The sequence below is a fragment of the Microbacterium sp. genome, from assembly GCF_003248605.1.
Lineage (GTDB): Bacteria > Actinomycetota > Actinomycetes > Actinomycetales > Microbacteriaceae > Microbacterium.
In genome coordinates this window covers 1-12,152 of sequence record NZ_QFPF01000075.1, presented here as the reverse complement: position 1 = coordinate 12,152, position 12,152 = coordinate 1, and the positions used below count along the sequence as shown (strand labels likewise).

Here is a 12,152-nt window from a genome sequence, read left to right as displayed (position 1 = left end):
CGGGCTGCCCGTACGCGAGATGATCGGCGGCTACGAATACTGGGTGCGCGAAGGGCAACCGACGGAGAACGACGAGGGTCCCCTTCCCCGCACCTTCGACCCGCAGGTGATGGTCGTCCGCTCCTGATCGGCCTGCTCACGTGAAGTGCGGCGCCTCCCACACGGGAGGCGCCGCATTCGAACGTCGCGAGTGCGCACTCAGTGCGCGAAATACCCGCGGTAGTACTCGTAAACCCAGCCGACGATCGCGACGAGGAAGATCGCGAAGCCTATCGGCACCATCCAGGTACCCACCGCCAGTCCGACCAGCGCAACGCCGGCCGCGAAAGCAAGCACGATCGGCCACCACGACCACGGGCTGAAGTGGCCGAGCTCGGGGTCTCCGTCATCGATGTCGGCCGTTAGCACATCCTCGGGCAGTTCGCCGCCCTGAGCTTTGTGCACCCGATCGAGATACCACGCGATGAACGCGGCCATGATGGTGACGAACAGCAGGGCCACGGAACCGACCCACTCGATGCCGTTGTACCACGCCACGTTGGGGTGCGCGACGATGTTCCAGGCCGTGTAGACCACGGCGACGAGACCGAAGAACGCGGCCAGGATCCACCAGAGGACGACGTTGGAGCGCACTTACTTCACCCCTCCCTGGGCAAGGTCGACAACCGGGGCATCGGGTGCGTCCTTCGCGGGACCCACGCCGACGGGCAGGCCTGCCTCGGGGTGATTGAGATCGAACGCGGGACGCTCACTGCGGATCCGCGGGATCGAGGTGAAGTTGTGTCGCGGCGGCGGGCACGAGGTGGCCCACTCCAGCGAAGCTCCGTACCCCCACGGGTCGTTGACCGTGACCTTCGGCGCCTTGCGCGCGGTGATCCACACGTTCAGGAGGAAGGGCAGCATCGACGCGGCGAGCACCATCGATCCGATCGTGGAGAACTGATTCTGCCAGGTCCAGCCGTCGGCCTCGGCGTAGTCCGCGTAGCGCCGGACCATGCCGTCGACGCCCAGCCAGTGCTGGATGAGGAAGGTCATGTGGAAGCCGATGAACAGCAGCCAGAAGTGCACGTAGCCGAGGCGCTCGTTGAGCATGCGACCGGTCCACTTGGGCCACCAGAAGTAGAAGCCCGCGAACATCGCGAACACCACGGTTCCGAAGACCACGTAGTGGAAGTGCGCCACGACGAAATAGGAGTCGGACAGCGCGAAGTCCAGCGGCGGCGACGCGAGGATGACGCCCGTGAGCCCTCCGAAGACGAACGAGATGAGGAACCCGAGCGCAAACACCATCGGGGTCTCGAACGTCACGGATCCTCGCCAGAGCGTGCCGATCCAGTTGAAGATCTTCACACCCGTCGGAACCGCGATCAGCATCGTCATGAGTGCGAAGAAGGGAAGCAGAACCGCACCGGTGACGTACATGTGGTGCGCCCAGACCGCGACGGACAGCGCCGCGATCGCGATGGTCGCGTACACGAGCGTCTTGTAGCCGAAGATCGGCTTGCGGCTGAAGACCGGGAAGATCTCGGACACGATGCCGAAGAACGGCAGGGCGATGATGTACACCTCGGGGTGACCGAAGAACCAGAACAGGTGCTGCCAGAGCAGCACGCCGCCGTTCGCGGGATCGTAGATGTGCGCACCGAGCACGCGGTCCGCGGCGGCGGCGAAGATCGCGGCCGCGAGGACGGGGAATGCCATCAGGATGAGCAGGCTCGTCACGAGGGTGTTCCAGGTGAAGATGGGCATGCGCCACATCGTCATGCCGGGAGCGCGCATCGTGATGATCGTCGTGATGAAGTTGACCGCACCGAGGATGGTGCCGAAACCGCTCATACCGAGGCCCAGCATCCATAGATTGCCGCCGGCTCCCGGCGAGAACGAGGCGTTCGCGAGCGGTTGATACGCGAACCAGCCGAAGGATGCCGCGCCCTGCGGGGTGAGGAAGCCGGAGACCGCGATGGTCGATCCGAACAGGAACAGCCAGAACGCGAAGGCGTTCAGACGTGGGAAGGCCACATCGGGGGCGCCGATCTGCAGCGGCATCATGACGTTGGCGAAGCCCGCGAAGAGGGGCGTCGCGAACATGAGCAGCATGATCGTGCCGTGCATCGTGAACAGCTGGTTGTACTGCTCCTTCGTCGGGATGACCTGCATGCCCGGCGCGAAGAGCTCGGCGCGGATGATGAGGGCCATCACGCCACCGAGGAGGAAGAACAGCACCGAGGCGATCAGGTACATGTACCCGATCGTCTTGTGGTCGGTGGAGGTGATCCACTTGACGACGATGTTGCCCTTCTGCTCGACGCGGGAGCGACTGAGCAGGGCCGCCTGACGCGGCGGGATCGTGGTGGCACGCGAGGGCGAGTGCTCCTGGAGGGGAAGTGTCGTGGCCATCTGTGTCAGCCTTCCTCGGACGCCGCCCCGGTACCGGGCAGGTTGGTGTTGCGGTCGTAGTCGTCGGTGATGTCGCCGACCTGACCCGCGTCGCGGAGAGAGTCGAGGTAGTCCTCGTACTCGTCGGCGCTCACGACCTCGACGTTGAAGAGCATCGCCGAGTGGTATTCGCCACACAGCTCCGCGCACTTGCCCGCGAAGGTGCCCTCACGGGTCGGCGTGAACGACCAGAAGTTGTCGCGGCCGGGGTACATGTCCTTCTTGTAGAGGAAGTCGATGACCCAGAACGAGTGGATGACATCGCGCGACTGCAGTTCGATCTGGACGGTCTGATCGACCGGGAGCACGAGGGTGGGCAAAGCGGCCTGATCGACGTCGCCGTTGGCGGCGGGAACGGCCTGGACGCCCATCGTCCAGACGGCGTCGGAGCCGTCCTCGTCATCGCCGTTGTACTGGAAGTCCCACGCCCACTGCTTGCCGATCGCGACGATCGACACGTCCGGGTCTTCGTACTGCGTCTCGAGGATCGCCTGGTCGCGCGCAGTGAAGGCGAAGAATCCGCCGACGAGGATCAGCGGCACGAGCGTGTAGAAGATCTCGATCGGCATGTTGTAGCGCAGCTGCACGGGCAGCCCGCTCTGGCCCTTGCGGCGGCGGTAGACGATCATCGCCCACAGCATCAGACCCCAGGTCACCACACCCACGGCGAGAAGCACGATCCACGAGTTGACCCACAGACCGGAGATCATCTCGGTGTGGTTCGTGGCGGGTGTGTCTTCACCCTCGAAGCCGGGAAGGAACCCGTTGAGCTCCGTCTGCGTGCATCCTGCGAGGATGCCGGCTGCCGCGATCCCGACGGGGATAGCGGCCCAGCGAAGGCGGCGTTTGGAGCGCACGGTGCACCTTTCCGGGTCGCGGTTGTGACTCTCGTCAGTCTAGGGCAATTCACACCCGACTCAGGCCAGACGCCCAGCCCGACACGCGTCGGAGTGGGCGTCTGCTGAGCGCTCTGAAGGGCTCAGTGGAAGCTGTCGCCGCAGGCGCAGCTGCCGGCGGCATTGGGGTTGTCGATGGTGAACCCCTGCTCCGAGATCGTGTCCTTGAAGTCGATCGACGCGCCGTCGAGATACGGCACGCTCATGTTGTCGACGATGACCTCGACGCCGTCGAAGTCGACCGTCTCGTCGCCGTCGAGCTGGCGCTCGTCGAAGTAGAGCTGGTAGATCAGGCCCGAGCAGCCGCCGGGCTGGACGGCGACGCGGAGACGAAGATCGTCACGTCCCTCCTGCGCGAGCAGGCTCTTGACCTTGGTCGCGGCCTCCGTCGTGAGCTTGACGCCGTGGGCGGGAGCCTCGGTGGGAATGATCGTGGTGTCGGTCATGGCAGTCCTCCTTGCCGAGAGTCTACCCGCGCGTCACGCCGACGGCGCCTGCGCTTCACGGTCGTTCGCGGCCCGAAGCAGCAGCGCCTCGCTGAGGATGGCGTGCCGGAACGTGTCGAGGTGCAACGACTCGTTGGGACTGTGCGCGCGGGAGTGCGGATCCTCGACCCCCGTCACGAGGATCTGCGCGTCGGGGAACTCGCGCACCAGGTCGGCGATGAAGGGGATGCTGCCCCCCACGCCCACATCGACGGGGTCGACGCCGTACCCCTCGGCGAAGGCCGCGCGCACCGCGCCCACCGCCCATCCCGAGGTGTCGACGAGGAACCCGTCGCCGAGGTCGATATCCGTGAAGGTCAGCTCGGCCCCGAAGGGAGCGCGGGCACGCAGGTGCGCCTCGAGCGCCGCGAAAGCCTCTGCTGCGGGCTGACCCGGCGCCACGCGCGCGCTGACCACGACGGACACCTCGGGTGCGAGGGTGTTCGAGGCGGCGGCGACCGTGGTGTGGTCGATGCCGGTCACGGTGATCGAGGGCTGGTTCCAGATGCGGGAGAGGATCTCTCCGCGGCCGATGGGCGAGACACCCGGCAGCAGGCCCGCCTCCTCGCGCAGGGTCTGCTCGGTGTAGGGCGGCGTCGCGGCGTCGCGTGAGCGCATCCCCTCCACCGCCACGGCGCCCTCGTGGTCCCAGAGCGTCGCGAGCAGCTTCACGAGAGCCGTGACGGCATCGGGGACGGCGCCGCCGAACATCCCGGAGTGGGAGGCGTGCGCCAACGTACGCACCCTCAGCGTGAAGCGGGCGTTGCCGCGCAGCGACACCGTGAGCGCGGGAGTGTCGGAATCCCAGTTGCCGGAGTCGGCGACGACGATCGCGTCGGCGCGCAGCGCGTCGCGGTTGTCGGAGAGGAACTGCGCGAACGAGCGTGAGCCGTACTCCTCCTCCCCCTCGACGAAGAGGACGAGCCCGAGACCGAGGTCCTCCCCCGCGGCGTCGGCGTCCGCGCGCAGCGCCCGGATCGCCGCGATGTGCGTCATGATCCCCGCCTTGTCGTCCGCGGCCCCGCGGCCGTACAGGCGGCCCCCGCGCACCGTCGGCTCGAAGGGCGGCGAATCCCAGAGCTCGTCGGCGCCGGGCGGCTGCACGTCGTGGTGGGCGTAGAGAAGCACCGTGGGCCTGCCCGGCCGGGCAGCGCGCGTGGCGAGCACCGCCGGCTGGCCGAGTTCGTCGGTGCCGGGCACCGCCGCACGGAGCACGCGCACCTCATCGAAGACGCCCGTGCCCTCGGCAAGGGCGGCGACCGCGTCGGCGCTGCGCTCGAGCTGCGACTGATCGAAGGCCGGCCACGCGATGCCGGGAATGCGCACGAGGGCGCCGAGGTCGGCGAGGGCGGTGGGGATGCCGTCTTCGACGAGTGCGCGGATGTTCGAGGAGGGCAGGGGCACCGCAGAAGTCATGCGGGTAATCTTAAGACGACCCTCCCTCCGACATCACAAGGACTCATCGTGGCCAAGACACCCGCAGCACCGCTGCCCAGCGACGAGCAGGCCAGCCCGGCGGGATCGGGCAAAGGCCGCCCCACGCCCACCCGTGCCGAGCAGGAGGCGGTGCGACGTCGCCCGCTCGTGCCCGACACGAAGGAGGCCAAACAGCGCGCCCGCGCAGAGCTGCAGGCCAAACGCGAGCAGGCGCGCGCCGGCATGGCACAGGGAGATGAGAAGTACCTGCCCGTGCGGGACAAGGGCCCGCAGCGCCGCTTCGTGCGTGACTACGTCGACGGCGGCTGGCATCTTGCCGAGTTCGTCATGCCTGCGATGATCGTGGTGATCCTGCTCACCTTCATCAACATCCCCGTCGTGCAGTTCTACTCGTTCGTCGCCCTGTGGGGCTTCATCCTGCTCGTGATCCTCGACATGGTGCTCACATCCGTGCGCGCCAAGCGCGCCGTGCGCCGCAAGTTCGGCGAGAGCAAGCTCGAGCGAGGGACGGGGTGGTACGCCGCCATGCGCTCGATGCAGATGCGGTTCCTGCGCCTGCCCAAGCCGCAGGTGCGTCGGGGCACGAAGGTCGTCTGAGCGCTGATCAGCGGGCGAGCGCCAGTCCCCGATTGATCTGACGGGCCCACAGCGGCCCCCGGTACAGGAACGCCGTGTACCCCTGGACGAGCGTCGCGCCCGCGGCGAGGCGCTCACGCACGTCGGTCGCCGTCTCGACACCGCCGACGGAGATCACGCAGAAATCGGCCGGAACAACACCGCGGATGAGGCGCAGGACCGCCAGCGACCGTGCGCGCAGGGGCGCCCCGGACAGTCCCCCGACTCCCGCCGCCTCGACGAGCGCGGCATCGGTCAGGAGGCCGCCGCGGGAGATCGTCGTGTTCGTCGCGATGATCCCCGCAAGCCCGAGGTCCACGGCCAGCCGCGCGATCGCCTCGACCTCCTCATCCGGCAGGTCGGGGGCGATCTTCACAAGCAGTGGCGTCGATCCGGCCGCGACCTTCACCGCCGTGAGCAGCGGAGCGAGGGTCTCGACCGCCTGAAGGGTGCGCAGCCCGGGGGTGTTCGGCGACGAGACGTTGACGGCGAGGTAATCCGCCAGCGGGGCGAGCAGCGTCGCGCTGCGCACGTAGTCCTCGGCCGCCTGCTCGACCTCGGCCACCCGGCTCTTGCCGATGTTGACGCCGATGATCGGCCGGTCGCCGCGACGCCGCAGGCGCCGCAGGCGGCGGGCCGCAGCATCCGCCCCCCGGTTGTTGAAACCCATCCGGTTGACGACGGCGCGATCGGGGATGAGCCGGAACAGCCGGGGGCGCGGATTGCCGAGCTGCGGCAGCGCCGTGACGGTCCCCACCTCGACGTGCCCGAATCCGAGCGCCCCGAGGCCGAGCGCACCGACCGCGTCCTTGTCGAATCCGGCGGCGACGCCGAACGGCGTCGGGAAGTCGAGCCCGAGGGCCTGCACACCCGTGCCGGGTGCGGGCCTGGTGACGGCGCGCGCGGCCCACGCGAACGGCCGCTCGCCCAGGACGCGGATCACACCCATCGCGAGATGGTGGGCGGTTTCGGGATCGAGACGCGAGAGGACGTGCGTGAAGAGGGCGCGATACATGGCTCGCCCAGATTACCGGGTCGGGGCGCCCCGGCCCCGGCGCGTCACTCCGATGCCGGTCGGCGCGGGCGCTCGTGATCGGCGCGCAGCTCGCCGATCGCGGACTCGAAGTCGTCGAGGGTCTCGAAGGCCTGATAGACGCTCGCGAACCGCAGATAGGCGATCTCGTCGAGTTCGCGCAGCGGGCCGAGGATTGCCAGGCCTATGTCGTTGGCGTCGATCTGGGAGGACCCGGTCTGACGAACGGCCTCCTCGACGCTCTGCGCGAGCATCGCCAGATCGGCCTCGGTGACGGGCCGCCCCTGACAGGCCTTGCGCACTCCCGACATGACCTTCTCGCGGCTGAACGGCTCGATGACGCCCGAACGCTTGATCACGTTGAGGCTCGCCGTCTCGATCGTGGAGAAACGTCCACCGCACTCGGGGCACTGCCGTCGGCGACGGATCGAGAGACCGTCGTCACTCGTGCGCGAGTCGATGACGCGTGAATCGGCGTGGCGGCAGAACGGGCAGTGCATGGCTCTCTCGGCGGGTCGGTGTCAGTCGGCGGATGCTGCCGTAGCCACCGGGCGGGCGGATGCGGGCGCCGCGGTGAACCGGGCGGTCACCGCCTCGCCGTGGGCGGGCAGGGCCTCCGCCTCCGCGAGGGCGACGATCGCGTCGGCGACCGCCGACAGCGCGGCGCGGTCGTAGGAGATGACCTGCTGTGGCCGGACGAAGGTGTGGGCCCCGAGGCCGGCCGCGTACCGCGCCTGTCCGCCGGTGGGCAGCACGTGGTTGCTGCCCGCCAGGTAGTCGCCGAGGCTCACCGGGGAGTTCTCGCCGACGAAGATGGCGCCCGCGTTGGTCAGGGCGGGCAGAAGCGCCTCCGGTTCGGCGGTGAGCACCTCGAGGTGCTCCGGAGCGTACGCGTTGCTGAACGCCGCCGCCGACGCGAGGTCGTCGACGAGCACGATCGCGGACTGCGTGCCCGAGAGCGCCTGCCGCACGCGGTCGGCATGACGGGTCCGGGCGGCGAGCTCGCCTACCGTGACCTCGACGGCGCGGGCGAGGTCGGGCGAATCGGTGACGAGCACCGCACCCGCCTGTTCGTCGTGCTCGGCCTGACTGACGAGATCGGCGGCGACCAGGCGCGGATCGGCGTCGGCATCGGCGATGACGAGAATCTCGGTCGCCCCCGCCTCTGAGTCCGTGCCGACGACGCCCGCGACATGCCGCTTGGCCGCCGCGACGAAGTTGTTGCCCGGGCCGGTGACGACATCCACTGCTTCGAGGGCGATCTCGGGCACCCCGTAGGCGAGGGCGGCGATCGCCCCCGCTCCCCCGATCGCGTAGACCTCGTCGACGCCGAGCAGACCCGCCGCGGCGAGGATCGTGGGGTGCACGCCGCCGTCCGGTCGCTGCGGCGGCGAGGCGAGGGCGACACCCTCGACACCGGCGACCTGGGCGGGCACGACGTTCATGACGACGCTCGAGGGGTACACGGCCTTGCCGCCGGGCACATATACCCCCGCGCGACGGACGGGCTGCCAGCGCTGGGTGACCCGTGCGCCGGGAGCGAGCTCGGTGACCGAGGGCGGGGGGACCTGCGCCGCGGAGGCGCGACGGACACGCACGATGGCCTCTTCGAGAGCCGCGCGCACGTCCGGATCGAGATCCGCGACCGCCGCGTCGATCTGTGCACGGGGCACCCGGAGGGGGTGACCGCTCACGCCGTCGAAGCGCTCGGCCTGCTCGCGCAGCGCCGCCTCGCCGCGCTCGCGCACGTCCGTGACGATGTCGCCGGCGACGCGCAGGGCGTTCTCGCGGGCCGCGGTCGCCCGCGGAACCAGGGCGGCGGCATCGCGCGCGGACGTGCCGCGGAGGTCGATCGTGCGCATCGTTCCAGGATACGTCGGGGCGTCAGCCGCGCGTGACGCCGGAGACGTCGTAGAGCACGCCGACCCGGCCGTCCTCGTGCCGGACGAGGAAGCTCGATCCGCGGTCGACGACGACGAGCGCCCAGGCCGTGGCGTCGATGCGGAACAGCGGCTGACCGGTGCGTTCGTCGACGACGTCGCGGGGCTCGGGCACGAGAGCCCAGAACGGCTGGTGCGAGACGGCGGGCGCGGGAGCGGGCTCCGGCTCGGCCACCGGCTGCGCCCCGGTGTCGTATCCGCTGCGCGCGTAAGCGGGCGTCGGCGCCCACTGATCCGAGTCGGCGAAGTCGGGCTGCGCTCCGGTGTCGGTCCGATCCGCGGGCTCGACGCGGCCGTCGCCGCTGATCGAGAACGCCCCCGTGGCGGCGTAAGGGTTGGAGCCCTGATCTTCGTGCGGAGCGGCGTCGTACGCCGCGGTCTCGGGCTCGGCGGGCGCGACCGGCTCGGGGCGCGGGCGGGCCACCACCCGGCGCACGGCTCGGGCGTTGCGGTGCGCGGGCGCCTCGGGGCGACCGCGGAAGTCCTCGTCGAAGGGGGCGATGTAGGGCGCGGCGACGGTGAAGAACACCAGCGCCAGCATCGCGAAGAACTCGACCCAGACGACCCATGAGGTGTACCAGGGGCCGCCGTCGGCGACCGTCGCGACGGTGTTCCAGATGTAGGTGAGCCAGACGACCGTGGCCACCGAGAAGGCGACGGACGCGAACTGGTCGATGCCGAGGGATCCGACACGGCGGATGCCGTCGGGAGAGAAACGGCGCAGGACGATGAGGAACACCGCGACCGTGGGCACGCCGATGGTGAGCACCCAGTCGATTCCCGCCATCCACACGGACTGGAACGGCCGATCGAGGTAGGAGAAGAACGACACGACGAAGGCGATCACCCAGGCTCCGAGGATCGCGAGCTCGCGCACAGTGAATCCGCCGACGCCGTACTGGCTGTCGTCGTCCGGCCGCTTCTCCGAGTCGCGGATCACCGTCTCGTCGAGCGATTCCGCACCGTCGGCGGGCTCTTCGTGCAGCTTCTCGTCGGTCACAGTCGTCTCCTTCTGATCGGCGCCGGAGCGCCCTGCTACCTTACCGCCGTCGGGAGCCTCAGCCGAGGCAGCCGGGCCCGAGCAGCGACTTCAGTTCGCCATACAGATCAGCCGAGACCGTGACCGGGTACGGCACCTCGAAAACCTTCGCGACCTGGCCCTTCGTCAGCTTCAGCCGCACTTCGGACGGACCACGGTGGCGGCTGAGCACGTCGGCGAGCTCCGAGATGACCGCTTCGGTGGCACGACGCTCGGGAACGATCAGGTCGAGTCCGCCCGATGCATCGACCGAACCCAGATCGGGCACCATCGCGGACACCGCGTGCAGGTTCATGCCGTCATCGCGGCGCGAGACACGACCACGCACGGCGAGGATCGCATCGGGCTGCAGGAGCGGCTGGAACTCCTGATACGTCTTGCCCATGAACATCACGGTCACCTCGCCGTTGAAATCCTCGACGGTGATCATGCCGTAGGGATTCCCGCTGGATTTGGCGACGCGGTGCTGGACGCTCGTGAGCAGCCCCGCGACCGTGACCTGGTCGCCGTCGTTGAGGTCGTCGGAGGAGAGCAGGTCGTGGATGGACGTGGAGGCGTGTTTGGCCAGCGGAACCTCGAGCCCTGCGAGCGGATGATCGGACACGTAGAGCCCGAGCATCTCGCGCTCGAACGCGAGCTTGTCCTTCTTGGTCCACTCGGGGCGGTCGGGCACCTTGGCCACGGCCTTCTCGGACTCCTCCAGGAGGCTGTCGAAGTCGAAGCCGTACTGCCCGTTCGCCTCGTTGCGTTTGACGTCGACGACCTGATCGATCGCGTTCTCGTGGATCTCCAGCAGGGCGCGCCGTGTCGACCCGGTCGAGTCGAAGGCGCCGGCCTTGATCAGCGACTCGATCGTGCGCTTGTTGGCCACCTGCATCGGCACCTTCTCGAGGAAGCCGTGGAAGGAGTCGAACCCGCCCTCGCCGCGCACCTGGACGATGGCGTCGACGACGTTCGCACCGACGTTTCGGATCGCGCCGAGTCCGAAGCGGATGTCGTCCTCGACGGCCGCGAAGTAGCGGATCGACTCGCTGACATCGGGCGGCAGCACGCGGATCCCCATGCGTCGGCACTCGTTGAGGTAGACCGCGAGCTTGTCCTTGGAATCGCCCACGCTCGTCAGCAGAGCCGCCATGTACTCGGCGGGATAGTGCGCCTTGAGGTACGCGGTCCAATACGACACGAGCCCGTAGGCGGCGGAGTGGGCCTTGTTGAAGGCGTAGTCCGAGAAGGGCAGCAGGATGTCCCACAGCATCTGCACGGCAGCATCCGAATAGCCGTTCGCGTGCATGCCCGACTGGAAGCCCTCGTACTGCTTGTCGAGCTCGGACTTCTTCTTCTTGCCCATTGCGCGGCGCAGGATGTCGGCCTGTCCGAGGCTGAAGCCGGCGACTTTCTGCGCGATCGCCATGACCTGCTCCTGATAGATGATCAGGCCGTAGCTGGTGCTGAGGATCTCGGCGAGCGGCTCCTCGAGCTCGGGATGGATCGGCGTGATCTCTTGCAGGCCGTTCTTGCGCAGAGCGTAGTTGGTGTGCGAGTTGGCACCCATGGGCCCCGGTCGGTAGAGCGCGATGACGGCCGAGATGTCTTCGAAGTTGTCGGGCTTGAGCAGCCGCAGGAGGCTGCGCATGGGCCCGCCATCGAGCTGGAAGACGCCGAGCGTGTCTCCGCGGGTGAGCAGTTCGTACGCCGCGGGATCGTCGAGGGTGAGGTCTTCGAGGACGACGTCCTCACCGCGGTTCGCCCTGATGTTGTCGAGGGCGTCGTCGATGATCGTGAGGTTTCGCAACCCCAGGAAGTCCATCTTGATGAGTCCGAGCGCCTCGCAGGAGGGGTAATCGAACTGCGTGACGATCTGGCCGTCCTGCTCGCGCTTCATGATCGGGATGATGTCGAGCAGGGGCTCGCTCGACATGATCACGCCGGCGGCGTGCACACCCCACTGCCGCTTGAGGTTCTCGAGCCCGATCGCCGTATCGAAAACCGTCTTCGACTCGGGGTCGGTCTCGATGAGCGTGCGGAACTCGGACGCCTCCTTGTACCGGGGATGCTGGGGGTTGAACATGCCGTCCAGCGGCATGTCCTTGCCCATGACGGCCGGCGGCATCGCCTTGGTGAGCTTCTCACCCATGCCGAAGGGGAATCCGAGCACGCGGCTGGCGTCCTTCAGCGCCTGCTTGGCCTTGATGGTGCCGTAGGTGACGATCTGCGCCACACGGTCGTCGCCGTACTTCTCGGTGACGTACTGGATGACCTCGCCGCGGCGCC

At 68.5% G+C, this 12,152-nt stretch carries 11 protein-coding genes and 1 pseudogene; 2 read left to right on the top strand and 10 right to left on the bottom strand.

What is annotated here, in order from left to right:
- Positions 1 to 127, top strand: a pseudogene (locus DI573_RS10545) (sulfurtransferase); the annotation flags it as partial.
- Between the two features lie 71 nt (positions 128 to 198).
- On the opposite strand, the gene DI573_RS10540 reads toward DI573_RS10545, so the two are convergent.
- The 5 genes from DI573_RS10540 to DI573_RS10520 form a co-directional block, all read right to left on the bottom strand.
- The gene (locus tag DI573_RS10540; RefSeq protein ID WP_292813777.1) at positions 199 to 633 is read right to left on the bottom strand and encodes a cytochrome c oxidase subunit 4; all 435 of its coding nucleotides are present in this window, start codon (positions 631 to 633) and stop codon (positions 199 to 201) included.
- Complete coding sequence (ctaD, locus tag DI573_RS10535; protein WP_292813775.1) at positions 634 to 2,397, bottom strand: cytochrome c oxidase subunit I; 1,764 nt, start codon at positions 2,395 to 2,397, stop codon at positions 634 to 636.
- A gap of 5 nt (positions 2,398 to 2,402) precedes the next feature.
- Entirely contained in the window at positions 2,403 to 3,293 is an 891-nt protein-coding gene (gene coxB / locus DI573_RS10530) for a cytochrome c oxidase subunit II (RefSeq protein ID WP_292813773.1), read from the bottom strand.
- Between the two features lie 122 nt (positions 3,294 to 3,415).
- Entirely contained in the window at positions 3,416 to 3,778 is a 363-nt protein-coding gene (gene erpA, locus DI573_RS10525; RefSeq protein WP_292813771.1) for an iron-sulfur cluster insertion protein ErpA, read from the bottom strand.
- Between the two features lie 33 nt (positions 3,779 to 3,811).
- Positions 3,812 to 5,233 (bottom strand): dipeptidase, encoded by a 1,422-nt coding sequence (locus DI573_RS10520; protein WP_292813769.1) that lies wholly within the window; start codon positions 5,231 to 5,233, stop codon positions 3,812 to 3,814.
- Between the two features lie 48 nt (positions 5,234 to 5,281).
- Between DI573_RS10520 and DI573_RS10515 the strand changes: the two genes are divergently transcribed.
- Entirely contained in the window at positions 5,282 to 5,851 is a 570-nt protein-coding gene (locus tag DI573_RS10515; RefSeq protein WP_292813767.1) for a DUF3043 domain-containing protein, read from the top strand.
- A gap of 7 nt (positions 5,852 to 5,858) precedes the next feature.
- Here DI573_RS10515 and DI573_RS10510 read toward each other — a convergent pair whose 3' ends face one another.
- The 5 genes from DI573_RS10510 to dnaE form a co-directional block, all read right to left on the bottom strand.
- Positions 5,859 to 6,884 carry a quinone-dependent dihydroorotate dehydrogenase gene (locus DI573_RS10510; protein WP_292813765.1) on the bottom strand — a complete coding sequence of 342 codons (1,026 nt, stop codon included), beginning with the start codon at positions 6,882 to 6,884 and terminating at the stop codon, positions 5,859 to 5,861.
- 44 nt (positions 6,885 to 6,928) lie between these two features.
- Positions 6,929 to 7,402: a transcriptional regulator NrdR gene (gene nrdR / locus DI573_RS10505; protein ID WP_292813763.1), complete on the bottom strand. Its 474-nt coding sequence runs from the start codon at positions 7,400 to 7,402 to the stop codon at positions 6,929 to 6,931.
- Between the two features lie 21 nt (positions 7,403 to 7,423).
- Positions 7,424 to 8,764 (bottom strand): histidinol dehydrogenase, encoded by a 1,341-nt coding sequence (hisD, locus tag DI573_RS10500; RefSeq protein WP_292813761.1) that lies wholly within the window; start codon positions 8,762 to 8,764, stop codon positions 7,424 to 7,426.
- Positions 8,765 to 8,786: 22 nt separating this feature from the next.
- Complete coding sequence (locus DI573_RS10495; protein WP_292813759.1) at positions 8,787 to 9,842, bottom strand: hypothetical protein; 1,056 nt, start codon at positions 9,840 to 9,842, stop codon at positions 8,787 to 8,789.
- A gap of 58 nt (positions 9,843 to 9,900) precedes the next feature.
- On the bottom strand, positions 9,901 to 12,152 hold a 2,252-nt coding region (gene dnaE / locus DI573_RS10490), incomplete at its 5' end, for a DNA polymerase III subunit alpha (RefSeq protein WP_292813757.1).